We start from the raw sequence: 24948 nt of genomic DNA, 5'->3' as shown, positions 1-24948 counted from the left end.
AAAAATAAGAAAATGAAAGATGAAGAGGAAAATCTTTCAATTCTGGAGGGGAATAAGGGATGTTATCTACAATTGAGTCGGTCAATAATGTAGTCAATAATTTTATCTGGGGTGTGCCGGCAATGATCTGTATCATCGGAGTAGGACTTCTGCTCAGTGTCAGAACCGGATTTATCCAGATCAGAAAATTTCCATACGCTATGAAGGTGACGATTGGGCGCATGCTTCGGAAAAAAGATGCCACAGATGGTGCAATGACACCATTTCAGGCGGTCTGTACCGCGCTTGCGGCGACGGTTGGAACCGGGAATATTGCAGGAGTTGCAGGAGCGATCGCAATCGGCGGACCGGGAGCAGTCTTCTGGATGTGGATCTCCGCACTTCTTGGAATGTGTACTAAATTTTCAGAAGTAACACTTGCCGTACATTTCCGTGAAAAGAATGCAGAAGGGGATCTGGTCGGTGGGCCAATGTATTATATTAAGAATGGTCTGAATAAAAACTGGCACTGGCTTGCATATTTGTTTGCTGCATTCGGTGTGCTGACAGTATTTGGAACTGGAAATGCGACACAGGTCAATACGATTACGACAGCAATTGATTCCGCATTATTCAATTACGGGGTGATTGGAGTGGATGCAGCAAAGACGGTCAATCTTGTGATCGGAATTGTGCTTGCGGTGTTGATTGCACTGATCCTTCTCGGTGGAATCAAGAGAATCGGACAGGTAACGGAAAAGCTTGTACCGTTCATGGCGGTTATCTATGTTCTGTTAGCTGCCGGAGTGGTTCTGTTGAATTTAAAAAATATACCACATGTATTTGTTTCAATTTTTGAAGGTGCATTTACACCGACATCTGTTACCGGAGGGGCAGTCGGAAGCTTCTTTATCAGTATGAAAAAAGGTGTGTCCAGAGGAATTTTCTCTAATGAGGCAGGTCTTGGTACCGGATCGATTGCACATGCATGTGCAGATACAAAAAAACCGGTGAAACAGGGATTCTTCGGAATCTTTGAGGTATTTATAGATACGATCGTAATCTGTACACTGACCGCACTGGTAATCCTGTGCAGCGGAGTTCCGATTGGTTACGGGGAGGCAGCAGGTGCGGAGCTTACGATTCTTGGATTTACTTCTACATATGGGAGCTGGGTATCGATCTTTACCGCGGTTGCAATGTGCTGCTTTGCATTTTCAACGATTATCGGATGGGGACTTTATGGAACCAGATGTATTGAATTTTTATTTGGAACGAAGATCAACAAACCGTTTATGGTGCTGTATTCACTGGTTGCGATCGTCGGAGCAACGATGGATCTTGGACTGATGTGGAATATTGCAGAGACATTTAACGGACTGATGGCAATCCCGAACTTAATTGCAGTATTCCTGTTATCAGGAGTTGTGGTAAAGCATGTAAAAGAATATTTTGCAGGGGAAGGGAAAGGCGTATAGAAAAATGAAATACCTGGCAGAAAGTGAATTTTTCTTTCTGCCAGGTTTTTTTAATTTCCAAAATCAACACCATACACTTGAAAGTGGGCTTCAATTCGGTGTTTGGCTTCCCATAAAATCTGAACAACTTCTTTTTCTTTTTCCCCAGAAATACGGAAAGTTGGTATGGATACACTTAAAGCTGCGATTGGCGCGTTATTGTAATCCAGAGAAACGGCAATGCAGTTCACCATTAAATTAGTTTCTTCATGCTCTAATGCGTATCCGCGCTGTCGGGTAAGCTCCAGTTCTTTTATCAGATCATCGACGGTAGCAAGTGTATGCGGGGTGTATGCGGTAAGAACTTCCGGAAATAAACTGCGTATTTCTTCTTCGGATTTGTAAGCCAGAAGTGCTCTTCCGAGACCAGTACAATACAGAGGAAGTTGTTTTCCTACAGAAGACATCAGACGGATTGGCTGAGGTGCTTCTTTTTTTGCAATATAAAGTACCATGTTTCGGGACTGGATGCCAAGCTGACAAGTTTCGTTGGTTTGTGTTGTGATATTACTCATTTCCTGCTGAATGAATTGTAGGGAAGTCTTACGGTTATTATATGTAATTCCTACAGAATAAGTTGCTACACCAATAAAATAGCGCAGAGTATTCTTTTGCATATAAATAAAATTCCGGGCAGTCATCGTATGAACAAGCGGCATAATGCTGCTTTTTGGAGCGTTCAGTGCTTTGGAAAGCTCAGTGAGGGTCATTCCATCTTCTGAGTTTGAAAGAAGCTCCAGTATATCAAGTACCCGCTCAGTAGGGCGATGTTCAGTTGTTGCCATTGATTTAAATCTCCTTTATTAACATTGAAATTATTCAAATTTCAATCAAATATATAAAAATTATATCAGATAATCGTATAGAATTCCAGAGTTGCGTGTTGTATATGTAGAAATTTACCTAAAAAAATTGTGCAAAATGATAAAAATAATGAATTTATTTGATGATATATTGACAATAAAGTGTACGAGTGCTATTTTAAGAACATAAAGTATGTAAATAGATACGAAGTACGTATATACGAACAAGTGAAAAGTAAAAGGTAAAGAGGAGGCAAAAAACTATGATTATGAACTTTTTGAAGAAAGTACCGGCTGGGATGATGATTGTTCCGCTTTTGATTGGAGCAATTTTAAATACGTTCTGTTCGTCGATACTTCAGGTAGGTTCACTTACAACAGCAACTTTTTCAAATGCAGGTGCGGCAACAGCGATGGGAATTCAGCTGGTATGTCTTGGAACAACGTTAAGATTTAATGAACTCGGAAGTGTGTTAAAAAGGGGCGGAGTCCTTTTGATTTCCAAATTTGTGGCTGGAGCAGTAATTGGTATTGTTGTTGGTAAAGTGTTCGGTACAGATGGATTTCTTGGATTATCTGCATTAGCAATTATCTGTGCGGTAACAAACAGCAATGGTTCCGTATATCTTTCCTTGATGCAGTCTTATGGTGATGAAGTGGATAGTGGCGCAATGGCATTACTCTCATTGAATGATGGTCCATTTTTTACACTGGTCGCAATGGGAGCTTCAGGACTTGCAAATATTCCGATTCTTTCAATCCTTGCAGCAATTACACCGATCATTGTTGGTATGATCCTTGGAAATCTTGATAAATCATTTTCTGATTTCCTTGCACCGGCAGGACCGATTTTAATTCCTTTTGTAGGACTTACACTTGGAGCAGGAATTGATCTTTCCGCAGTTATAAAGGGAGGACCGTCAGGAGTTCTGCTTGGATTTATGACTACTTTTATTGGTGGAGCATTTATTGTATTATGTGATCGGAAGATTTCAAAACGACCGGGTTATGCCGGATGGGCAGTAGCGACAACAGCAGGAAATGCAGTAGCTGTACCGGCAGTTGTAGGACTGGCAGATAAGAGTCTGGAAGCATATGTACCACAGGCAACTGCTCAGGTAGCAGCATCCGTAGTTATCACAGCGATTATTGTCCCAATTGTTACAAACTGGTGGGCACATAAATACGGATGTCCGAAGTTCCCACTTGAGGATAAGAAAGCAGCAACAAAGTAGTATTTGTAAATATCACATATTAAAAAATGAAAACAGGAGATGAGCAAAATGGCAGTAACAGTTAATGCAGCAATTATTGATGAAAAAGATACCGTCGTTGTAGCAATTGAAAAGATCAATGCAGGAGATGAAGTGATCTGGAGAGATAGAAATGGAGATGTACAGAAGATTAAAGCTATAACAGATGTACCAATGTACCATAAAGTAGCGATCAAAGAAATGCCAAAAGGAACAGAAGTAGTAAAATATGGGGAACATATTGGTCTTGCTGCCTGTGATATCCATGTCGGAGAGCATGTACATGTACATAATGTTCAGAATCACAGAGAAAATCTTTAAAATACGGAATATAAGAAGACAGGAGGAAGTTTAAAATGGAAAAAATGACTTTTTGGGGATATAGAAGACCAGATGGAAGAGTTGGAATCAGAAATAAAATTTTAATTTTACCGGCAAGTGTCTGTGCATCAGATACAACAAGAATTATCGCGTCCCAGGTAGAATCTGCAGTTACATTCAATAACCAGAATGGATGTTCCCAAGTTCCGTCAGATCAGCAGTTCACGATGGATGTAATGGCAGGATATGCAGCAAACCCGAACGTATATGGAACGGTTGTTGTATCACTTGGATGTGAAAACTGTCAGATGGATCTTGTGTTAGATGCAATTAAAGAGAGAACGAATAAACCAATCCGCCATTTCATTATCCAGGAAAACGGAGGAACGATTTCTACAGTAGAAAAAGCTGTCCGTGCAGCAAAAGAGATGGCACAGGAAGCTTCTCTTCTGCAGAAAGAAGAATTTGATTTTTCTGAGCTGATCATCGGAACAGAATGTGGAGGTTCGGATCCGACTTCAGGACTTGCAGCAAATGTCCTGATCGGAGAGATGAGTGACCGTATGGTAGAACTTGGAGGTACTTCGATTCTTTCTGAGACAACAGAATTTATTGGCGCAGAACATATTCTGGCACGACGTGGAAAGACAAAAGAAATCAGTGACAGAATTTACCAGATCGTTCATGACTATGAGCATGCGATTAAGTTGGTAGGACATGATATCCGTGAAGGAAATCCTTCTCCTGGAAACAAAGAAGGAGGACTTACAACATTGGAAGAAAAATCATTGGGATGTATCCATAAAGGTGGTCATTCAGAAGTAACAGCAGTATATGATTATGCAAAACAGGTAGAATCAAAACAGGGACTTGTTATTATGGATACTCCGGGAAATGACCCATCATCAGTAGCGGCAATGGTAGCCGGTGGATGTCAGATTGTCGTATTTTCTACCGGACGTGGTACACCGACAGGAAATCCGCTTGCACCGGTAATTAAGATCACCGGTAATAAAGTTACTTTTGCAAATATGTCCGATAATATTGATATTGATGCAAGCCCGTATATTTACGGAACCAAGACGATGACAGAACTTGGTGATGAGCTGATGAAAGAAATCAAGGAAGTTGCGGATGGCAAGCTGACAAAAGCAGAAGCTCTTGGATATACAGAAATGGCAATTGCGAGAGTTTGTAACTATATGTAAAAAATGAGGTGAAAAAATTGCGCTATACCAGAGTAAAAGATAAAAATGGAGAAATTCATCTAGCAGCTTTCGAAAAGGAAGAAACCGTGTTTTTTCTGGATGAATTATTCCCGGAATTAAAAGGGAAAACGTTGATAGATTTTATTCATATGGTAAATGGTGATCCGCAAAAAGCAGCACAGATGATCTGTGCTGCAGATGGATCGGTACATAGAATGGAAGAGCAGGAGATGTTGACACCGATTGAACATACGGTTCACGATATCCTCTGTGTCGGAGTCAATTACACAGATCATCTGGAAGAGACAAAGGAACATCTGGCAGGAGCTGTGTCGGATGAAGTATCCGGTACCGTGTATTTTGCAAAAAGAACAAACCGTATTCTTGGGGCAAATGAAGAGATCCAGGGACGATTTGATATCGATGAAAAAGTGGATTATGAAACAGAATTAGCGGTCATTATAGGAAAAGAAGGAAAAGGAATCACGGAAGAAAGAGCAGAAGAATATGTATTTGGATATTCCGTATTTAATGATCTTTCTTCAAGAGATCTTCAGACCAGACATGGACAGTGGCTGATGGGAAAAAGTCTGGATAATTATACGATCATGGGACCTGTGATCGTAGATCGTACAGAGCTTCCGATGCCGTTAGAACTGGATATTAAGAGTTATGTGAATGGTGAACTCAGACAGAATTCAAATACAAAATATCTGATTAAAAAAATTCCGGGGCTGATTGCAGAATTGTCCAAAGGAATTACTCTGGAGGCTGGTGACATTATTGCAACCGGTACACCAGCAGGTGTTGGAATGGGATTTACGCCACCAAGGTTTCTAAAGAAAGGTGATAAAGTTACATGTGAAATAGACAGGATTGGTCAGCTGACGAATTATATTGTCTGATTTTTACAAGAAAGTGAATTAGGATAAAGATAGGAAGAGAGGTAGAAAATATGTGTAAAATCGTTACACCAGTTGTTACAGTTTTTGATGAAAATGAAAAACCGGATTATGAAGGGAATAAAAAGGTAATTGATTTCCTGATTGAAGGAGGCGTTGATGGAATTCTTGTGTTGGGATCGTCCGGTGAATTTACAGGACTTACGAAACAGGAGAAACATGATTTCTTCAAATTCTATGCAGATTATACTGCAGGGCGCACAAAGCTTTATGCTGGAACCGGAAGCCTTAATTTTGAAGATACGGTGGCGTTGTCAAATGAAGTGAATGAAATGGGCTATGAAGGAGCAATGGTTATCGGACCATGTTATTATGCACTGGATCAGGAAAAGATTTTTGTATATTATGATACGCTTGCAAAGTCAATAAAAGGAAATCTTTATATCTATAATTTCCCGGCAAGAAGTGGACATTCCATCGCTCCGGAAACCTTGAAAAAGCTGGTGGAAAATAATGCTAATATTAAAGGTTTAAAGGACTCCGTGTCAGAACCAAATCATACAAATGAACTGATGTTGGCTGTAGAAGGACATGAGTTTGAGATGTTCTCAGGATTTGACGATCAGTTCCTTTATAATCTTACATCCGGAGGAGTAGGATGCATAGGAGCGCTTTCTAATATTGTGCCTGAAATCTGGAGTGATCTTGTAAAATCAACAAAGGAAAAAGATTTTGACAGAGTTATGAAGTTATCAGCACTGACACATGAACTGATGCCACTCTATGACATGGATTCAAATTTCTCGCTCTTGTTCAAAAAACTAATGCAACATAGAGGAGTAGAAGTTTCGGATCGTGCAATTTTCCCATACAATCAGATGGATGAAGAAGTGTATAAAAAAGCAGAAAGCTTGATGGATAAGGTGATTGAGGAGTATCAGAACCTGAAATAAGAAGAAACAAACAAAGCAGACATTCTGAAATGGAGAATCATCCGCTCCGGTATCAGCCGGGGACTGGGAGAGATTCTCCATTTTTATTTAATCATGATTTATTCATTTACTTCAAAACGCCAGTGCTGTCTGACACCTGGATATTTCTGGTGATCGACTTCGCTCATAAACATATCATATGGTCTTGCACAGATTTTGAATGGTGCATACATGGCCTGGTATACAACCAGCTTTTCACCTGTTTCGGTATGTTCAGCAAAAGCCAGTACCTTGTAGAGGTATTTGGTGCTCTCTTCTGATACCCATTCTCTTTTGAAATGGCGCACAATATCTCCGACATGGATTTCACGGAGAGGTTCTGTGTCATTTTTTCTGGTGTCGGCAGAAAGCGTAAGAGCAGACTGTGCTTCTGGGATAACCGTACTGGTTTGTGTTGAGGCAGACGATTCCGGGTGGGAAATTACAGACGTAGAAGCTGCTTTATTTTCCGGATTGGCATCCAGATAAATATATTCATCTTTATCAAGAGAAACCGGTGCGCCGGTCTTTCCGATAATATGGACACCACCGTACCAGGTGCCTTCAATTTCAAAAGTATCTCCAATCTGATATTCGGAAGAATATTCATCGTTCTTTTTTATGATTTTGATTTTATCCATAGATAGTACACTCCTGTTTGGTTTGAAAATTGGTGATAGGGAAAGTTTTCCCGCGAATTGTATGGAATTATTTTATCATATCAAAATATAGAAAGAAAGTATCCATAATAGTGTAAATCGTGTATACTGGAAAGTACTACGGAAAGGGGAGAAGTAAAATGGTAAAACCGATTATGAGAGATCTCTTTTTTCTGCGCCAGAGGGCAGAAAAAGCAACGAAAGGAGACCGGCAGACTGCGATAGATTTACTGGATACCCTAAAAGCACATGAGGATGGCTGTGTGGGAATGGCTGCAAATATGATCGGGGTAAATAAAGCAATCATTGCAGTCAATATGGGATTTATGAATGTTGCGATGTTCAATCCGAAGATTGTAAAGAGAAACGGAAAGTATGAGACAGAAGAAGGATGCCTGTCTCTGGATGGTGTAAGAAAATGTGTGCGCTATCAGGAAATCGAAGTAGAATATGAAGATATCAATTTTAAACGGCAGAGACAGAAATACAGCGGATGGACGGCGCAGATTATTCAGCATGAGTGCGATCATCTGAATGGGATTATTATTTGATGGTATCCCAAAATCAAAGGTCTGGCATTATGGTTTCGCGTTTTATGGAAAGAAAGTCCTGATTGGAACAGATAAATCGGAATAATGTTGTTATTACAACAGAAATGAAAATCCAGAAACCGTATACTTATCCATACAAAAAAAGAAGGTATGAGGAATGAAAATATGAGTAATACAGCGACGATTTTGCAGGGACAGGAGATTTTAGCACTCCAGGATGAACTGACCGGTGCCCTGATCGGTCTTGTCAGATCCTGTGGTAATAATACGAAGACAGAAAATACAGATGAGATCATCATTGAAGGTCTTGTGCATACAATCACGAACAGTAACATTGGTGTAGCAGCTTTAAAAGCGATGATTGAAAAAGTAAGAGAAGAGAAAAATACCGTCGCACCGGATTGCGCAGTCTGTGCAGCACCGTGTGGCAATACCTCCGAATATGATGTGAGCAATATCTGGAAGCATGAAGCAGACGTGCGTGGCGTGGAGACCGCGATCCTTTTCGGAATCCGCGAGATGGCAGCCATTATTTACCCGGCGGTCGTTATGGGGAAAATGGATGCAGAAGTGAACGAATTTTTCTACAAGGCACTCTGCATGATCAGCTATGGAATGAGTAAAGAGGATCTGTTTCCGGTTGTACTGGAACTGGGGGCGATGAATCAGAAGTGCAGAAGGCTTTTGGAACAGGTATAGTATAGAAGGATAAAGAGGTTTATGGCTTAAGGGATTTCTTGACAGAAAACAGGGGATTTGGTATTGTTTAAAAGATGGAAATATCTGACAGACAAAAATGAACCGACAGAAAAAGAAATGAAATAATAAGAAGCGGGTTGTGTCGGACAATCCGCTTCTCTTGTGTTAAAAGGAAAAGAGGATAAAAATGGAACTAAGTATACTTTTGATGGAACAGATTGCAAAACTGTTTATTATGATTTTTATGGGATATGTGGTAGTCAAAATGGGATTGCTGAAAGATGAAGACAGTAAGGTACTGTCAACACTGGTACTGTATCTGATCGTACCGTGTGTGATTTTGAATGCGTTTCAGGTGGATTACACACCGGAAAAAGTGAGTGGACTTGAGCTTGCCTGTATCGCATCGTTATTGCTCCTTTTTATTTTACTTCCGGTTGTGAATCTGATCGGGAAAGTTCTCAAACTGAATGAAGTAGAAACGATGTCCATTTATTATTCCAATTCAGGGAATCTGATCGTACCACTTGTGGCATTTATGCTTGGAGATAAATGGGTATTTTATGCGTGTGTATTTATGGGACTTCAGACTATCTTTTTCTGGACACACTGTAAAAAAGTACTTAGTCATGAAAAAGGATTTAATCTGAAGAAAATATTCTTTAATATCAATATCATTACGATTATCATTGCGATTACTTTGTTTTTTGCAAAAATACGTCTGCCGGAAATCATTACAGGAACGCTTAGTTCAGTCGGAGCAATGATTGGACCGGCAAGTATGTTTGTAATTGGGATGCTGATCGGTGGAATGGATTTAAAGAAAGTATTGACGAATAAGAAAGCATATTTTATTTCGTTTATGCGACTGATCGTGATTCCGCTTATTGCGTTGCTTATCCTGAAGGTAAGTGGTCTTGTGGGATGGAATAAAGAAGGAGAAGAAATCCTTTTGATCGTATTTATGGCGGTAATTTCGCCGGTTGCTTCAACTGTTACACAAATGTGTCAGGTATATGACAATGATTCCAGATATGCCAGTGCGATCAGTGTGCTGACTACACTTGGAGCGATTGTGACGATGCCGTTGATGGTACTGGTGTTCCAGATGGTGATGTAAATAGAGAAGAGAAAAGAATGTTCTTGGAAACAGGGGCGTTCTTTTTTTGTGTCAGGAAATAGTTATTAGTAGAAAATGTAGAAAACCTTTTGCTGAATATAATACAAGAGACTTTGTGATAAATGCACAAAAAAATAAAGGGAAAATTGCTAAATACAACAAAAATAAATAATAGTATTTACATTTCATAGGCAAGGTTGTATATTATAGAAAAAGGAACTGGTCATGACGACATGACATCATAACAAAGGAGGAAGAAAAATGAAAAAAAGAGTAGTACAGGCATTGGGATGCTTACTTGCAATGACAATGGTAGCAGGAAGCCTGACAGCATGTGGAGGAAAATCTGAGAAAAAAGCGGAAAAAAAGGAAGGAAGCGATGTAAAGGTTGCAATTATTTGTTCGGCTGCCGGACAGAATGATAATGGATATAATCAGTCTGCTGTGGAAGGAGCAAAAAAAGCTGCCGATGAATTTGGAATTGAATATAAGGTTGTCGAGCCTACAACAGGTGTACCACAGGCGCTGGAATCACTGGCTGATGATGGATACAATGTAATTTTCAATCTGGAATATGATTTTGAAGCGTTGATTCAGGGAACAGGTGGAGCACAGCCAATTGCAGAGATGTATCCAGATACAACATTTGTATGTGTAAATGATAATCCAAACCAGGATAAAGATGGAAAGACAATCCATGATAACGTAATCAGTGTATTGTTTGATGTACATCAGGCATCTTTCGTAGCAGGTGCACTTACTACATTGGTAAATGAAAATGCAGAAACTTTATTTGGTACAGATGGTTATAATTTCACACCTGCAGATAATGGCGGACGATCCGTAGGATTTATCGGAGGAACTAATTCAAATGGTATCACGGTATTCTCTTATGGATATATCGAAGGTATCAACTATGAAGCTGAAAAGCTGGGTGTAAATTATGATTACTATGCAAAATATGATGCAGGATTTGCTGATTCTGCAACAGGAAGTACAGTAGCAGGAACATATTATAATCAGGGAGCAAATATTGTATTCTCAGTAGCTGGTTCTGTAGGTGATGGTGTTGCATCAAAGGCAAAAGAAGAAGGAAAGCTTGCAATTCAGGTAGATGCTAACAAAGATGATCAGCAGCCAGGATATGTTCTGACAAGTGTTATTAAAAATACAGAAGTACCTGTATATGACATTGTAAAAGAAGCAGTAAATGGAAAGATTGATAAGATGGATCGTGCACAGACATATTCATTAGCATCAGGCGCAGCTTCTATTACAGATCTTTCAGAAATCAGCAAACATATACAGGATAGCGGAAAAGACAAATGGGAAGAAATCAAAACTGAAATCAAAGATATAGAAGACAAGATTTCAGATGGAACAATTGTAGTAACGGATGCGCAGAGTGGAGAAGAATTCGATGCTTCTAAATGCCCGAATGTTACAGTAAAATAGTTGTTTTGACAGAAAGGAAGCAGCAATATGAACAGCATGATACAGACGGTTGATCTGACCAAAAAGTTTAACGATTTTGTCGCAAATGATCATATTAATCTGGATGTAAAAGAACAGGAGATTAAATGTATTGTAGGTGAAAACGGTGCAGGAAAATCTACAATGATGAATATGCTCTACGGATTGCTGCAGCCAACAAGCGGAAAAATCCTGATCCGGGGGAAAGAAGTTACACTGAACAGCCCGGTTGATGCGATTGCAAACGGGATAGGGATGGTGCACCAGCATTTTAAGCTGGTGCCGTCTCTTACCGTATATGAAAATATACTGTTGGGTGCGGAAATTACACAGAAAAAAGGCGGAATGAAAACTCCGTTTATCGATCAGAAAGAGGAAATTAAAAGAGTTGAGAAACTGATTCAGGAAAATCATCTGGAATTAAATGCAACAGATAAGATTGAAGATATATCTGTCGGTGGACGTCAGAGAGTAGAAATTCTGAAGATGTTATACAGAAATGTAGACATATTGATTCTGGATGAGCCGACAGCCGTACTTACACCACAGGAAGTTGATGAATTGATTGCAACGCTCAAAAATCTAAAAGAGCAAGGAAAAACAATCATTGTTATTACACACAAATTAAGGGAAGTAATGGAACTGGCAGACAGTATTACTGTAATAAAACAGGGAAAAGTTGTTGGAAATGTATTAAAGAAGGACACAAGTGAACGAGAACTGGCACAGATGATGGTCGGAAGAGATGTTGTTCTTACTGTAAATAATGAACGAAAACAACAAGTTGAATCAGAGATTATGTACAAAGCAGAAAATCTTACGACTGTGAATGACTATGGAAAAGAAGTTGTATCAGATATGTCATTTGAAGTGCATAAAGGTGAGATCCTTGGAATAGCCGGTGTTGAAGGAAACGGACAGTCAGAGCTTGTAAAGCTTATGACTGGTTTGATGGAATCGACGAGAGGAACAGTATTTTTTGACGGTAAAGATATTACAAACTGGTGGCCGGAAAAATTAAGAAAAGCAGGAATTGGAATTATTCCTGAGGACAGATATGCACAGGGATTGTGCCGGGAAATGACGGTTTCCGATAACTGTATAGCAGGATATCACGGAGAAAAAGATGTTTGTAAACACGGACTTTTTAATAAGAAAATAATCAATGCCAAAAGAGATAAATATATTAAAGAATTTGATATCCGTCTTGGTGATGTGAATGGCAATATAGGCAATTTGTCAGGAGGAAATGCACAGAAAGTTATCATTGCAAGAGAGCTTTCTGCAAATCCCAAACTTCTGATTGCCTGCCAGCCAACGCGAGGCGTTGATATCGGATCTATTGAATTCATACATAAACAGATTCTGAAATTCAGGGATGCAGGAAATACTGTTATCCTTATTTCAAGTGAGCTGTCAGAAATTATGAGTTTATCTGATCGGGTAATTGTTATGTATAAAGGTAAGATTTCAGGTGAAGTATCACCGAAAGAAGTGTCTATGGCTGCCATGGGACTTTTGATGGCTGGAATTGGAAAGGAGGAACAGGATCATGAAAAAGAAAGATAGTATTATAAAAGGAATCGTCAATTCTGTACTTCCGGTAATTCTTGCATTTGCATTTGGAGCAATTGTTATTGCAGCGATCGGAGAAAGTCCACTGGAAACTTACGGGGTATTGATCAGGAAATCACTTTTGACAGAAAAAGGCTTTATGAATACGCTGCATTATGCATCGCCGCTTATTTTGACAGGACTTGCGATTGCAATTACATTCAAAGCTAATCTGTACAACATGGGTGTAGAAGGACAAATGCTTTTGGGAGGATTCTTTGCAGGAATCACTGGAGCATATCTTAACATTTCCAATCCATTTATAAGTAAACTGATTTGCTTTTTAGTTGCAATTATTTGTGGAATGTTATTTGCATTGATTCCGGCAATTTTGAAAGCAAAATGTAATGTAAATGAGATGGTTGTAACTTTGATGTTAAACTATGCAGTTTCAAAGACTTTGGAATTTTTAACCACCGGTGTATTCAAAGATAAGAGTGCAGGGTATGTGGCTACACCAACGATTAAAGAGGATGTAATGTTCAAAAGATTCGGAGCATCAAGAATGACTATGTTTTTTGTAATTGCAATGATTATTCTGGTGATTATGTATTTTGTTATGAAAAAATCAAAACTGGGATATGAAATTACAGCAATCGGAAAAAATCCGGAATTCGCAGAAGCAACAGGTATGAATGTCGGCAAGAAAATCATTATCATGATGCTGATCAGTGGCGCACTTTCCGGTATAGCAGGAGCAGGATGGATGTTAAGTGATCAGTTTAAATATACGCTGACATTTTCTGCAAATCCTGGCCTTGGATGGGATGGTATGTTGATTGCTCTGCTCGGTGGACATTCGCCAATTGGAATTTTGATCGCGGCAATCTTTTATGCTGCATTAAAAACCGGTAGTGACAGCATCAATATGTATACTGCAGTTCCGAAAGAAATCGTTGCAATTATTCAGGGAATGATCATTCTGTTCCTGGCAGTTAAGTTTATTGGTGATAAAACAAGCGTATTTGGTCGTTTTAAAAAGGCGAAAAAGGAGGATGCATAATGGAATTATTAAATAGTATTTTGTATGACACAGTATACCATAGTGCTCCTATTATTCTATGCGTGATCGGTGGAATATTTGCATATAAAGCAAATGTATTGAATATCGCACTGGAAGGAATGATGCTGAATGGAGCATTTATTTCAGTGTTAGTCGAGTATCTGACAGGAAGTGTGGCTCTGGCAGTGATTGCCGCAATCGTAACGACTTTATTGTGGGGACTTGTATTTTCATTCTTAGGAATTACTTGTAATGGTAATGTTATTGTTATCGGTCTTGGAATTAACTTGATTGTTCCAGCGATTGCAAAATTTGTACTGAAAGTTATGGAGCTTGCTAATATCAGTCTTCAAGATGTAGGAGTTGCAGATTTTAAGATCAATATACCGGGCATCAAGAGTATTCCGCTGATTGGTGGAATCGTAAGTGGTCATCCGGTCATTACATATCTGGCATTTATTGGAATTGCGGCAGCAGCTATTCTGATGTACAAAACAAAATTTGGAATCTATGTCAGAGTTGTTGGTGAAAATGAAGATTCAGCGATCAGTCTTGGACTGAAAACACAGAAATACAAATATATTGCTGTTCTGATTGGAGCATTTTGCTGTGCATTAGCCGGAATCAATTTATCAATGGAGAGAATGGCAATGTTTACAAGTGATATGACAGCAGGACGAGGCTTTATCGCAATTGCAGCAATTTATTGTGGACAGGGGAAACCGGTACAGTCTTCACTCTATGCAATCTTATTCGGTGTTGCAAGATCACTTGCAGTCAATTTAAGTGTATATGCAGGACCGGCAGCAGGAATGTTTGATACAATTCCATATATCATCATGGTAGCGGTGCTTGCAGTTGTTTCATTTATGAAATTTAAGGATGTTAAGGTAAGAGGATACAAGTTCGACTAAGGGGGAGGAAAATGGCAAAGACAGCATTGATTATTGTGGACATGGTTCGCGATTTTACGGATCCGGAAGGTCTGGTATTTTATCCTGAGAATCAAAAGATTCTTCCACGGATTAAAAAGGTTCTGGATGAAAGCCGGAAACATGAACTGCTGATTGTTTTTTTACAGCACTGTAACAGAAAAGATAAAGTAGATAAAAAAGCACAGTCCATGAGACCAAATTGTATAGAAGGGACTTTTGGAATTGAAATTGATCCAATGTTGGAAGTTGATGAAAAGAAAGATTATGTCATCCGAAAGAGAAGGTACAGTGGATTCTTCGGCACAGACCTGGATCTGGTATTGCGGGAAAATGAAGTGGAAAATGTAGTCGTTGTTGGAACGAAAACAAACTGCTGCATTCGGGCAACGGTGACAGATGCATTTTATCTGAATTACAACCCATATGTTATCCGGGAATGTGTGGCAACGAATTCAGAAACAGTTAATGAAGTTCATCTGACAGATATTGATAAGTATCTGGGAAAAGTCATCGATATGAATACATTCAGCAAGATGCTGGAAGAGGGACAGTTGTAGGAGGCACGGATAATGAAAGTAGATGTTTTGACAAGCGGCTATGTAAGTATGGATCACATTATAAAAATAGCAACACCTGCCAAAGTGGGATTTACATCACTGGTTACAAATAAATCCAATTCAAAAATTTTTTACGGAGGCTGTTCTGTAAATATTGCCTATGCACTTTGCCGGCTTGGAATGAAGGCAATGCCAGTTTTAAGAGTAGGCGGAGATTATGAAAGTAATGGTTTTAAAAAGTTTCTGGAAGAAGGAAATGTACCACAGGATGGGATTACACAAATAGCAGAGGAAGCAACTAGTGTATGTTATTTGTTACAGGATAATAATAACGATCATATTACCATATTTTATCCTGGAGCAATGGATGGAAGATATGCACAGAAAATGAAAGACAGCTTGTTTGAAACGGCAAAGCTGGGAGTGATAACCGTTGCATCAAGACCAGACAATGAAGAGTTTTTTGCAAAATGTAAAAAGCATCATGTACCGGTAGTTTTTGGAATGAAAGATGATTTTGATGCATTTCCAGAACCATTTTTGAAACAGTTGTTAACAGAAAGCAAAATCATTTTCACAAATGAAGTAGAATGTGAAATTATTGAAAAGCTTTTCGGACTAAATACGATTACAGAGCTGTTTAAAATTGGAAAAGCAGATATTATTGTGACAACTCTGGGAAAAGACGGAAGCATTTGTTATGTGCGGGAAGACGGAAAAATACGGAAAGAAGAGATTGGAATTTGTCAAGTGGAACAGGTAATAGATGCAACTGGATCGGGAGATGCTTACATGGCAGGATTTGTTTATGGATATTTACATGGATATTCTCCGGCAGACTGCTGTAGGCTTGGAAGTGTATTATCTTACTTTGTTTTACAGGCAGAAGGGTGCTGTACAAATGCGCCAACAGAACAGGAATTATTACAGAAATTTGAAACATTACGCTGAAAGGGGAAATGCAGATGAGTACATTATATATGGGAGCAAGCGAAGAAACGGTTGCGAAATATGTACTTTTTTCGGGAGATCCATGGAGAGTAGAAGTTGTAAAAAAGTATTTGGATAACCCCAAAAAAGTTGCATTCATGAGAGAGTTCAATACATATACAGGAACCTATAAAGGAGTAGAGATTACAGTAACGTCGACGGGAATCGGGGCACCGTCCGCAGCGATTGCGATGGAAGAGATGTATGAGTCTGGAATGCAGGTCGCTGTAAGAATGGGGACAGTAATGTCTATGCAGGATGATATGCTGGGACATTTTATGATTCCGATTGCCGCAATGAGGCGAGAAGGAACCAGTCAGAGTTATGTAGATTTGAGTTATCCTGCAGTCGCAGATGTTGAGCTTGTTAATGTGATGAATGAAACAGTTCAGCAGATGGGAAAACGTTATCTGAATGGATTGAACTGTACGATGGATGGTTTCTACAGTTGCATGCATGATTCCAAGTTTTCTCTGGAATGTGGACGGGATATGTCAAAGACATTTGAAGAGGTTAAGAAACTTGGAGTAACAGGAATTGACATGGAATCCTCCTGTATTTTGACGCTGGGACGTTTGATGGGAGTTAAGACCTGTATTTTAACAGTTGTTACAGTGCTTGAAAATTTGAAGAAAACTTTAAAAGGACAGGATCGGGTGGATGCAGAGGATCTGCTTTGCAGAACAGCATTGGAAGGAATTTATAATTATCATATAAAAAGAGAGGATGGTAAAAATGAGTAAAGAAATACTTACCTTAAATTCACAGACAGTAATCGGAATGGTACATTGTCTTCCTCTTCCGACGACAGCAGGATTTGATGGAGATTATCAGCGAATTATTGATCGTGCAGTTCAGGATGCAGTTACGCTTGAAAAAGCAGGGGTAGATGCTGTTATTGTAGAAAATATGGGGGATACACCTTTTTCCGCTTTTTTAAATAAAGCACAGGTAGCGGCGCTTACAGCTGCAGCATATGCTGTGAAACAGGCAGTTCAGATTCCAGTAGGACTTGACGCAGCGTTTAATGACTGTGAAGCAGATATTGCGATTGCTGCAATGGTAGGAGCATCCTTTATCAGAGTTCCAGTATTTGTGGATACAGTATTGTTTACAGATGGAATTATTCAGCCATGTGCAAAGAAATGTATGGAATATCGCAAGATGATGGGACAGGAAAATGTTAAAATTCTTGCCGATGTGCAGGTAAAACATGCGCATATGTTAAGAGAACATATTACGATTGAGCAGTCAGCAAAAGATGCTGCATCAAACGGAGCAGACGGAATTATTGTTACAGGTACACAGGTTGGAGAAGAGACACCACTGGATCTGATTAAGAGAGTGAAAAATGTTGTAAATCTTCCGGTGTTTGCAGGAAGTGGTGTAAATGCAGAAAATATTCATGATCAGCTTCAGACAGCAGATGGTGCGATTATCGGTTCCAGCTTGAAAGAGGGAGGAATTTTAACAAATCCAATCTCTTATGAACTGGTTAAGAAAGTATTAGACGGATTGAAATAGAGAAAGGCAGGAAGATAAAAATGATGCGACCAATGAAACTTGCAGGATCAGAATTGATGTTTGGAGAAGGAAGTCTTGCATATATTAAGACAATTAAAGCAAAAAAAGTCAGTATTGTTATTGGCGGACATAGCATGGAAAAGAGTGGAATGCTGGCAAAGGTAGAAGGATATTTTAAAGAAACCGGTGCTGAAACAATGGTTATCAGAGGCGTAGAACCAGATCCGTCTTTTGAAACTGTACTCAGAGGAAGAAATGAAATGCTGGAATTTGAACCAGATCTGATTGTCGGACTTGGCGGTGGATCAGCAATGGATGCTGCAAAAGCAATGTGGATCTTTTATGAACATCCGGAACTGACTCAGATGGAAGATATTCTTCCGCCGAATGAATTTCCAAAATTACGTGGTAAAGCAAGAATGTGTTGTATTCCTTCAACAAGTGGAACAGCAAGTGAAGTTTCACGTTCTATCGTAATTTCAGATAATGAAAAAGGATTAAAGCATGGTGTTGGAAATATGGAAATGATGCCGGATATCGCAATCTGTGATCCGGAAGTAACAATGTCTATGCCGGCTAAGATTACCGCAGAGACAGGAATGGATGCGCTTACCCATGCACTGGAAGCACTTGCTTCAAACCGTGCAAATTATCTGTCAGATATTCTTGCAAGCCAGGCAGCCCAGGATATTATGGAAACTTTACCGACTGCATATGAGAATGGCAATGATATAAAAGCAAGAGAGACTATGGTACAGGCATCTATGGTAGCTGGAATTGCATTTACCAATGTATCGCTTGGAATTGTACATTCTATGGCGCATACAATCGGTGGTATTTTCCATGTATCACATGGTCTGGCAGACGCCATTATTTTGCCGTACATCATCAGATATAATGAGCAGAATGAAACTGCGAAAGAAGTTTATGCAAAATTTGCAAAGAGAATCGGAGCAGAAAATCTTCATGAAGCAGTAGAAGCGTTAAATGAAAAGTTAAATATTCCAAAATGCTTTAAAGAGATCATTCCGGATGAAGAAAAATATATGGCAAAACTGGATGAGATGGCTCCGCTTGCAAAAGCTGATGGATGCACAAAAACAAATCCGGTTATTCCGGAAATTGACGAATTTAAAGAATTATTTATCAAGGTGTACAGAGGAGAATAAAAATGGAGATTATTTGTTATTTATCAAATGGATATCCTACAATTGAAGCAAGTTATAATATGGCAGTAGAATATGCAGATGCAGGATGCAGAATGATGGAAGTGGATTTTCCATCCAGAAATCCATACCTGGAGAGTGATTATATTGCAGGAAGAATGAAAAAAGCACTGGAGGCTTGCGATGATTATGAAAAATATATGGATTCAATTGTTGCCATTCAGAAGAGACTTCCAGATGTGAAGATTCTGGTTCTGGCATATGAAAATACAGTTGAAGAGATTGGTGTAGACAGATTTATTGAGTTCTGCCTGACAAATAATTTAAAAGATATTTTGCTTGTTGGCTTAAAAGATGATATTATTAAAAATAAGATAATTGCAGCGGGGCTTCAGGTATCTTGTTATGTACAGTTCCATTTACCGAAAGAAGAAGTGGAAATGGCAAAACAATCAAATGGATTTGTATATTTACAGGCGAAGCCGTATGATACACAGCAAAAAAATGAGGAATATCCTACATTAAAAGATTGTGTAGAGTATTTAAGAAGCTGTGGAATTGAAAGACCTATTTATTGTGGGGTAGGCGTTCATGCACCAGAAGATGTAAGACTAGTAAGAGAGGCAGGCGGGGATGCAGCGTTCGTTGGCAGTACAATTCTAAAACTTCATGAAAATATTCCTGCAATGAAAGAAAAGATCAGGGAATTTAAAGCTATGTGTTAACACTTGGAATATTCTGTGATCAAAAAAGGTGAGATGGGGTGAAGGAGATGTTCGACGAAAAGTTACCTAAATATTATCTTGTGAAGAAGGCAATCGTAGAGAATATTGATAATGAAGTTTACGATTCAAAGGAGCCGATTCCGAGCGAAAGAGAATTGATGGAGACTTATCAGGTCAGCAGAATTACGATCCGGAAAGCGATTGATGAATTGGTCACAGAAGGATATTTGTACAAAGTCCAGGGAAAAGGAACCTATGTAAAGACGGATGAAGGAAGTAACAATCTTTTTTCAATTACGAGTTGTACAGAGGATGTATTAAAACTGGGGATGATACCAAGTAAAAAAGTTGTTGTTTCAGAGTTGGTCAATGCAAATGTAAAGAGAGCAAAAGCACTTGAGATTACAAGCAGTGATAATGTTTATATGATAGGAAGAATCTTATATGCAGATAAGGAACCTTTAAACTATACACTGACTTTTGTGCCAGAGAAGATTTTTCCGGGATTATCAAAGTATGATTTGAAAGAGGAATCTCTTTATCGGATTATAACAGAAGTTTATGGTGTTAAGATAACGAAGGCCAGAAGAACGATTGAAGCGATTGGTGCGCAGGACGAAATTGCTGAGTATCTGGATATCGAGGAAGGGATACCTATTATTCTGTTCCGTTGTATTACATATGGTATTGTGAATGGAAGAGAAATTCCGATCGAGAATTTTAAATGCTATTATCGAACAGATAAATTTAAATTTTATATTGATCAGGTGAGATAAAAAATCAGGGAAATAGTAAAATTGAGCACATCGAGCTCTTCGAAAAGTCGTCAGCAGAAATGTTGGCGACTTTTCAATTTTTGGAAAAATGTTACAAATCTAATACAAAAAACAAAGAAAAAAGTGGCAAACAGGTGTGAATATAGATGGAAAAATGTTACAATACTAATAATGGAGGTGCAAAAGCATGCTGGAAAGAAAGATATACAGAAAATTAGATGAGTGGAAGCGGACATCAGATAAAAAAGCACTGTGCATTATTGGAGCCAGACAGATAGGGAAAACTACCATTATAAGAGAATTTGCAAAGAAAAATTATGAGCATTATGTTGAAGTTAATTTTATCTTAGATAAAGAGGCGGGGAAAATATTTGATGGTAATTTGGATGCAGATACAATCATTACGAATCTGACTGCGTTTAAAATGCAGGAATTTGTACCTGGAAAAACTTTGATTTTTTTAGATGAGATTCAGGAATGTCCAAATGCCAGATGTGCAATTAAGTTTCTGGTTGAGGATGGAAGATTTGATTATATTGAATCAGGATCGCTTTTAGGAGTACGATACAAAGAAGTACCATCTTATGCAGTTGGCTATGAAGAAATCTGCTATATGTATCCGATGGATTTTGAGGAATATATAAGAGCAAATGGAGTTCAGGACTCTACAATTGAATTATTGAAAACATGTTATTCTGAACACAGTGAGGTCCCGGAAGTGGTTCATCAGACTATGTTGAAATTATTTTACACGTATATTGTTGTCGGAGGAATGCCTGCAGTTGTCCAGATTTATGTGAATACGCATGATATAGGAAAAGTCGTTGCACTTCAGAGAGAGATTTTAGAATTGTATCGTCTGGATATTGGAAAATATGCAGAAGGGTCAGACAAAATTAAAATCAGGGCAATTTTTGACAGTATTCCGGCACAGCTTAACAGCAAAAATCGGAGATTTATTTTAAATAAAATAGATGATAAAGGAAGGATGAACCGTTATGAAAATGCATTTTTATGGCTGAGTGATGCAGGAGTTGCACTTCCTTCTTACAATATTGAAGAACCTCAGCCGCCATTGCGTCTGAATGAAAAAAGAAATCTGTTTAAACTATTTATGGGAGATACAGGGCTTCTGTGTGCAGCATGTATGGAAAATATTCAATTTGCGCTGTTGAATGGTAATATGGAAGTGAACATGGGAAGCATTTTGGAAAATGTATTTGCACAGATTATTAAAAGCAACGGTTTTAGTTTGAATTATTTTGAATCGAAAAAATATGGAGAATTAGATTTTGTGATTCAAAACGGAATGGAAGTAGATTTGCTGGAAATAAAATCCGGAAAAGATTACAAAAAACATTTTGCATTATCAAAAGTGTCGGCAGTAGAAAACTGGGAGTTTGGAAGAAAAATCATATTCTGTTCCGGAAATGTAGAGGAAGAAGAAGGAATGGAATATCTTCCGTGGTATCTGGCAATGTTTTACCAGGTGAATAAAGAACCAAAAGAATATAAATATGAAGTGGATTTGTCGGGATTGTTATAAAAAGAGAGTGCTCTTTGATGCAAAAAGGGTATTTTTTACATCTGCTTATTTTTCACTACTCATTTTCCACTTGACATTCCCCCACTTTCATCATACCATTTTGTAGAATGTTTATTGTCAATGAAAAATGGACTTACAGAAAAGGGGAAAATCACAGATGAAAAATTGGAATCAGGTTAAGCTGGTGCCGGAATTTAATGAACAGGGTGTAGCTTGTTATAAACTGGCCGGTGGAAACTATGTAAATGAATATTATGTTGTATCGGAAGCAGAGACAAGAAAGCTTCTGAATACACCGGAGATCGTCGGATATGAGGTATATGACTGCCTGATTCCTTCTACATCTCAGATGCTTTACTATTTTAAGGAACAGAAGAAAGTGACAACTGCAAATATTCTTTCTATCTTGAGAGGAGCGTTGAACTATCCGTTGGAGGAAAGCTGCTACAGAGAGCACATCCGTGTACACGATATCAGTTTCTTATCCAGTGAGCGTGTATTTGCGGATGAAGAGATTGCAGGGCTTGAAATCAAATATAGTAAGCTTACCATGGTTCCGGACAGCACACTGATGATCGGAGATATCATTGCAAGTGGGGAGACTCTGATCCACTGCCTGCGCTATGTGACAGATTTTTACAGGAAGAACGGAGCAAAGCTTCGCAATATTATCATTTTCACAATTGGTGGAACAAAGGGAATTGAGATTCTTGAGAATCTTACCAGAGAGATCCGTGAGTTCTGGCCGGAATTTGAAGGGTTCATTACCGTGTATTATGAAGGAATTTTCAGTACTTATCAGGATAAAGGTGTGTCAGGAATCAACCTTCCGGATGTGGACTTCTACTGGAAGGACGGAATCATCGCGCCGGAGTTCAGAAGAGAGACACTTTCCATGTGCAGTCCGCTTTTTGAAAAATGTATCATCTACGATGGCGGGGCAAGACGCTATGAGATTCATGAGCATGTAGAGGAAGTTCTGGAATTCTGGGAAGGAATCAAAGAGAGAGCAGATAAGATCGATTTTAAAAAACTGCTTGATGAAAAGATTGGATACCCGACACCGATCAGTTATGAGGACTGGATCGAGAAGAACCACTATGAGAAGATCCGTCCGGCAGACACCAAGTGGCTGTACCGTCAGGAACAGGGATATATCGAGAGTATGAAAAATATTACATTAAAAGAACTGGCAGATCAGAGAATTACCGAATTTACCGATTCTTTGAAGAAATATATGCTATAAAAAGAATGAACTTGTTGATCACAGAGAATGGAATGAGGTAAAAAATGAGCAAAAACACGAAAGATACAACTGTTGATATTGACTATGCGGACCAGGCAGTCCCGAAAGAGGGCAGAAAAGGTTTCCTGACCATGTTTATGATTATGCTGGGATTTACATTTTTCTCGGCAAGTATGTGGGTTGGGCAGCAGATGGCAGCAGGACTTGATTTCTGGGGATTTATCAAGTCCCTTCTCCTTGGAGGAGCGATCCTTGGTGTGTACACAGGACTTCTGGGATATGTAGGTGCAAAGACCGGACTTAGCATGGATCTTCTGGCAAAAAGAGCGTTTGGAGAAAAAGGATCTTATCTTTCTTCTGCAATGATCAGCTTCACTCAGATCGGATGGTTCGGTGTAGGTGTTGCGATGTTTGCAATCCCGGTATCAGGAGAGCTTCTCGGTGGAAGTAAGGCTGCGATGTGGGCTCTGGTATTGGTTGCAGGAGGCTGTATGACCGCTTCTGCATATTTCGGAATTGATTCCCTTACGGTGGTAAGCTATATTGCAGTTCCGCTCGTTGCGATTCTTGGAACGGTAGCAATGGTGATGGCAGTTCGGCAGGGAAATGGAACGATCGTTGACCAGTTTGCAGTATCCAGTGGATCTGTGACCGTGATCGGTGGAGCGGGTATGGTAGTCGGTTCCTTCGTATCAGGCGGAACGGCAACTCCGAACTTTGCAAGATTTGCAAAGGATGCCAAATCAGGTACAATTGCAACGGTTGTAGCATTCTTTATCGGGAATTCACTGATGTTCTTTTTTGGGGCGATTGCCTATATTTTCGTTGGCGGAAATGATATCTTTGAGGTTATGATCCGTCTGAATCTGTTCTATATGGCGATTCTGGTTCTGGGACTCAATATCTGGACAACCAACGACAATGCGCTGTATTCAGCAGGTCTTGGACTGGCAAATATTTTCCGGCAGAAGAAGAAACCGATGGTTCTGATTTCAGGAATTATCGGAACACTTCTTTCTGTATGGCTGTATTACAATTTCTGTAACTGGCTGAATGTACTGAACTGTACCCTTCCGCCGGTAGGGATTATCCTGGTACTCTCGTACTTCATAAATAAGAAGGAGTACGACAGTGATAAAGTAGAAATCAAAACTGTGAACTGGTTTGCCGTGATCGGTGTGATTGCAGGTGCAGTGGTAGCAAATCTTGTGTCATGGGGAATTGCTTCGATCAATGGTATGGCAGTTGCAGCGGTCTGCTATGTGGCTGGACAGGTGGTTTGCAAAAATCGTGAAGAAGCGGCAGAAAATGCATAAATGAATAGCGTAAATGAACGGGCAGATTCGGGGGACAGAGTCTGCCCGTTGTTATATTATGGAGCAGGATTACGCATAAGGTTATCAGTCTAAA

General features: G+C 39.2%; 25 protein-coding genes. 23 read left to right on the top strand and 2 right to left on the bottom strand.

Going from position 1 to position 24948, the window contains the following annotated elements:
• Positions 1 to 59 precede the first annotated feature (59 nt).
• Entirely contained in the window at positions 60 to 1457 is a 1398-nt protein-coding gene (locus PG840_RS08985) for an alanine/glycine:cation symporter family protein (RefSeq protein WP_173825261.1), read from the top strand.
• Between the two features lie 50 nt (positions 1458 to 1507).
• Here PG840_RS08985 and PG840_RS08980 read toward each other — a convergent pair whose 3' ends face one another.
• Entirely contained in the window at positions 1508 to 2281 is a 774-nt protein-coding gene (locus PG840_RS08980) for an IclR family transcriptional regulator (protein WP_117557356.1), read from the bottom strand.
• Between the two features lie 281 nt (positions 2282 to 2562).
• On the opposite strand from PG840_RS08980, the gene PG840_RS08975 reads away from it, so the two are divergent.
• From PG840_RS08975 to PG840_RS08955, 5 genes are read left to right on the top strand one after another with little or no spacing between them, the layout of a single operon-like run.
• Entirely contained in the window at positions 2563 to 3534 is a 972-nt protein-coding gene (locus tag PG840_RS08975) for a 2-keto-3-deoxygluconate permease (protein WP_117834595.1), read from the top strand.
• A gap of 48 nt (positions 3535 to 3582) precedes the next feature.
• Positions 3583 to 3873, top strand: a complete 291-nt coding sequence (locus PG840_RS08970; protein ID WP_242999954.1) for a UxaA family hydrolase — start codon at positions 3583 to 3585, stop codon at positions 3871 to 3873.
• 35 nt (positions 3874 to 3908) lie between these two features.
• A complete protein-coding gene (locus PG840_RS08965) occupies positions 3909 to 5081 on the top strand; it encodes a UxaA family hydrolase (protein ID WP_330412027.1) in 1173 nt (390 codons plus the stop codon).
• A gap of 17 nt (positions 5082 to 5098) precedes the next feature.
• Entirely contained in the window at positions 5099 to 5986 is an 888-nt protein-coding gene (locus PG840_RS08960) for a fumarylacetoacetate hydrolase family protein (RefSeq protein ID WP_270613528.1), read from the top strand.
• Positions 5987 to 6036: 50 nt separating this feature from the next.
• The gene (locus tag PG840_RS08955; RefSeq protein WP_195488899.1) at positions 6037 to 6936 is read left to right on the top strand and encodes a dihydrodipicolinate synthase family protein; all 900 of its coding nucleotides are present in this window, start codon (positions 6037 to 6039) and stop codon (positions 6934 to 6936) included.
• Positions 6937 to 7034: 98 nt separating this feature from the next.
• On the opposite strand, the gene PG840_RS08950 is transcribed toward PG840_RS08955, so the two are convergent.
• On the bottom strand, positions 7035 to 7595 hold the full coding sequence (locus tag PG840_RS08950) for a DUF1653 domain-containing protein (RefSeq protein ID WP_270205399.1): 561 nt from the start codon (positions 7593 to 7595) through the stop codon (positions 7035 to 7037).
• 158 nt (positions 7596 to 7753) lie between these two features.
• On the opposite strand from PG840_RS08950, the gene PG840_RS08945 reads away from it, so the two are divergent.
• The 17 genes from PG840_RS08945 to codB all read left to right on the top strand — a co-directional run bounded on the left by PG840_RS08945 (position 7754) and on the right by codB (position 24854).
• Entirely contained in the window at positions 7754 to 8164 is a 411-nt protein-coding gene (locus PG840_RS08945; protein ID WP_270205398.1) for a peptide deformylase, read from the top strand.
• Between the two features lie 165 nt (positions 8165 to 8329).
• Positions 8330 to 8863 carry a hypothetical protein gene (locus tag PG840_RS08940; RefSeq protein WP_270205397.1) on the top strand — a complete coding sequence of 178 codons (534 nt, stop codon included), beginning with the start codon at positions 8330 to 8332 and terminating at the stop codon, positions 8861 to 8863.
• 187 nt (positions 8864 to 9050) lie between these two features.
• On the top strand, positions 9051 to 9983 hold the full coding sequence (locus tag PG840_RS08935) for an AEC family transporter (RefSeq protein ID WP_195250532.1): 933 nt from the start codon (positions 9051 to 9053) through the stop codon (positions 9981 to 9983).
• Between the two features lie 261 nt (positions 9984 to 10244).
• Positions 10245 to 11438, top strand: coding sequence for a BMP family lipoprotein (locus tag PG840_RS08930; protein WP_270205396.1), 1194 nt, complete (start codon positions 10245 to 10247; stop codon positions 11436 to 11438).
• 27 nt (positions 11439 to 11465) lie between these two features.
• Positions 11466 to 13025 carry an ABC transporter ATP-binding protein gene (locus PG840_RS08925; protein WP_117824478.1) on the top strand — a complete coding sequence of 520 codons (1560 nt, stop codon included), beginning with the start codon at positions 11466 to 11468 and terminating at the stop codon, positions 13023 to 13025.
• Positions 13009 to 14073, top strand: a complete 1065-nt coding sequence (locus tag PG840_RS08920) for an ABC transporter permease (RefSeq protein ID WP_181988907.1) — start codon at positions 13009 to 13011, stop codon at positions 14071 to 14073. Before PG840_RS08925 ends, PG840_RS08920 begins: the two co-directional genes overlap by 17 nt.
• Complete coding sequence (locus PG840_RS08915) at positions 14073 to 14987, top strand: ABC transporter permease (protein ID WP_008373427.1); 915 nt, start codon at positions 14073 to 14075, stop codon at positions 14985 to 14987. The genes PG840_RS08920 and PG840_RS08915 overlap by 1 nt, the downstream gene beginning before the upstream one ends.
• Positions 14988 to 14998: 11 nt before the next feature.
• Positions 14999 to 15565, top strand: coding sequence for a cysteine hydrolase family protein (locus tag PG840_RS08910; RefSeq protein ID WP_022219927.1), 567 nt, complete (start codon positions 14999 to 15001; stop codon positions 15563 to 15565).
• 12 nt (positions 15566 to 15577) lie between these two features.
• A complete protein-coding gene (locus tag PG840_RS08905) occupies positions 15578 to 16516 on the top strand; it encodes a carbohydrate kinase family protein (RefSeq protein WP_270205395.1) in 939 nt (312 codons plus the stop codon).
• A gap of 14 nt (positions 16517 to 16530) precedes the next feature.
• A complete protein-coding gene (locus tag PG840_RS08900; protein WP_270205394.1) occupies positions 16531 to 17298 on the top strand; it encodes a nucleoside phosphorylase in 768 nt (255 codons plus the stop codon).
• A complete protein-coding gene (locus PG840_RS08895; RefSeq protein ID WP_022219925.1) occupies positions 17291 to 18079 on the top strand; it encodes a BtpA/SgcQ family protein in 789 nt (262 codons plus the stop codon). The genes PG840_RS08900 and PG840_RS08895 overlap by 8 nt, the downstream gene beginning before the upstream one ends.
• Before the next feature lie 20 nt (positions 18080 to 18099).
• Entirely contained in the window at positions 18100 to 19248 is a 1149-nt protein-coding gene (locus PG840_RS08890; protein ID WP_055247497.1) for an iron-containing alcohol dehydrogenase, read from the top strand.
• 2 nt (positions 19249 to 19250) lie between these two features.
• Positions 19251 to 19970, top strand: a complete 720-nt coding sequence (locus PG840_RS08885; protein WP_022219924.1) for a tryptophan synthase subunit alpha — start codon at positions 19251 to 19253, stop codon at positions 19968 to 19970.
• Positions 19971 to 20017: 47 nt separating this feature from the next.
• Positions 20018 to 20746 (top strand): GntR family transcriptional regulator, encoded by a 729-nt coding sequence (locus PG840_RS08880; RefSeq protein WP_270613527.1) that lies wholly within the window; start codon positions 20018 to 20020, stop codon positions 20744 to 20746.
• Positions 20747 to 20933: 187 nt separating this feature from the next.
• The gene (locus tag PG840_RS08875) at positions 20934 to 22292 is read left to right on the top strand and encodes an ATP-binding protein (protein WP_117557398.1); all 1359 of its coding nucleotides are present in this window, start codon (positions 20934 to 20936) and stop codon (positions 22290 to 22292) included.
• A gap of 157 nt (positions 22293 to 22449) precedes the next feature.
• On the top strand, positions 22450 to 23538 hold the full coding sequence (locus PG840_RS08870; RefSeq protein WP_270205393.1) for a hypothetical protein: 1089 nt from the start codon (positions 22450 to 22452) through the stop codon (positions 23536 to 23538).
• Between the two features lie 44 nt (positions 23539 to 23582).
• On the top strand, positions 23583 to 24854 hold the full coding sequence (gene codB, locus PG840_RS08865) for a cytosine permease (RefSeq protein ID WP_195548864.1): 1272 nt from the start codon (positions 23583 to 23585) through the stop codon (positions 24852 to 24854).
• Positions 24855 to 24948: the final 94 nt, after the last annotated feature.

Source organism: Coprococcus sp. AM97-35 (genome assembly GCF_027697525.1).
Taxonomy (GTDB): domain Bacteria; phylum Bacillota; class Clostridia; order Lachnospirales; family Lachnospiraceae; genus Allocoprococcus; species Allocoprococcus comes.
Note: the sequence above shows the minus strand (reverse complement) of the source record. Positions and strands in the feature narration are given on the sequence as shown.

Bases quoted from the DNA above. Each gene is read 5' to 3' on its own strand.
- PG840_RS08940 (WP_270205397.1), top strand. From the start codon at position 8,330: ATGAGTAATACAGCGACGATTTTGCAGGGACAGGAGATTTTAGCACTC.
- PG840_RS08890 (WP_055247497.1), top strand. From the start codon at position 18,100: ATGATGCGACCAATGAAACTTGCAGGATCAGAATTGATGTTTGGAGAA.
- PG840_RS08970 (WP_242999954.1), top strand. From the start codon at position 3,583: ATGGCAGTAACAGTTAATGCAGCAATTATTGATGAAAAAGATACCGTC.
- PG840_RS08980 (WP_117557356.1), bottom strand. From the start codon at position 2,281: ATGGCAACAACTGAACATCGCCCTACTGAGCGGGTACTTGATATACTG.
- PG840_RS08880 (WP_270613527.1), top strand. From the start codon at position 20,018: ATGTTCGACGAAAAGTTACCTAAATATTATCTTGTGAAGAAGGCAATC.
- PG840_RS08915 (WP_008373427.1), top strand. From the start codon at position 14,073: ATGGAATTATTAAATAGTATTTTGTATGACACAGTATACCATAGTGCT.
- PG840_RS08955 (WP_195488899.1), top strand. From the start codon at position 6,037: ATGTGTAAAATCGTTACACCAGTTGTTACAGTTTTTGATGAAAATGAA.
- PG840_RS08965 (WP_330412027.1), top strand. From the start codon at position 3,909: ATGGAAAAAATGACTTTTTGGGGATATAGAAGACCAGATGGAAGAGTT.
- PG840_RS08975 (WP_117834595.1), top strand. From the start codon at position 2,563: ATGATTATGAACTTTTTGAAGAAAGTACCGGCTGGGATGATGATTGTT.
- PG840_RS08875 (WP_117557398.1), top strand. From the start codon at position 20,934: ATGCTGGAAAGAAAGATATACAGAAAATTAGATGAGTGGAAGCGGACA.
- PG840_RS08925 (WP_117824478.1), top strand. From the start codon at position 11,466: ATGAACAGCATGATACAGACGGTTGATCTGACCAAAAAGTTTAACGAT.
- PG840_RS08985 (WP_173825261.1), top strand. From the start codon at position 60: ATGTTATCTACAATTGAGTCGGTCAATAATGTAGTCAATAATTTTATC.
- codB (WP_195548864.1), top strand. From the start codon at position 23,583: ATGAGCAAAAACACGAAAGATACAACTGTTGATATTGACTATGCGGAC.
- PG840_RS08910 (WP_022219927.1), top strand. From the start codon at position 14,999: ATGGCAAAGACAGCATTGATTATTGTGGACATGGTTCGCGATTTTACG.
- PG840_RS08930 (WP_270205396.1), top strand. From the start codon at position 10,245: ATGAAAAAAAGAGTAGTACAGGCATTGGGATGCTTACTTGCAATGACA.
- PG840_RS08945 (WP_270205398.1), top strand. From the start codon at position 7,754: ATGGTAAAACCGATTATGAGAGATCTCTTTTTTCTGCGCCAGAGGGCA.
- PG840_RS08870 (WP_270205393.1), top strand. From the start codon at position 22,450: ATGAAAAATTGGAATCAGGTTAAGCTGGTGCCGGAATTTAATGAACAG.
- PG840_RS08950 (WP_270205399.1), bottom strand. From the start codon at position 7,595: ATGGATAAAATCAAAATCATAAAAAAGAACGATGAATATTCTTCCGAA.
- PG840_RS08895 (WP_022219925.1), top strand. From the start codon at position 17,291: ATGAGTAAAGAAATACTTACCTTAAATTCACAGACAGTAATCGGAATG.
- PG840_RS08905 (WP_270205395.1), top strand. From the start codon at position 15,578: ATGAAAGTAGATGTTTTGACAAGCGGCTATGTAAGTATGGATCACATT.
- PG840_RS08885 (WP_022219924.1), top strand. From the start codon at position 19,251: ATGGAGATTATTTGTTATTTATCAAATGGATATCCTACAATTGAAGCA.
- PG840_RS08935 (WP_195250532.1), top strand. From the start codon at position 9,051: ATGGAACTAAGTATACTTTTGATGGAACAGATTGCAAAACTGTTTATT.
- PG840_RS08920 (WP_181988907.1), top strand. From the start codon at position 13,009: ATGAAAAAGAAAGATAGTATTATAAAAGGAATCGTCAATTCTGTACTT.
- PG840_RS08900 (WP_270205394.1), top strand. From the start codon at position 16,531: ATGAGTACATTATATATGGGAGCAAGCGAAGAAACGGTTGCGAAATAT.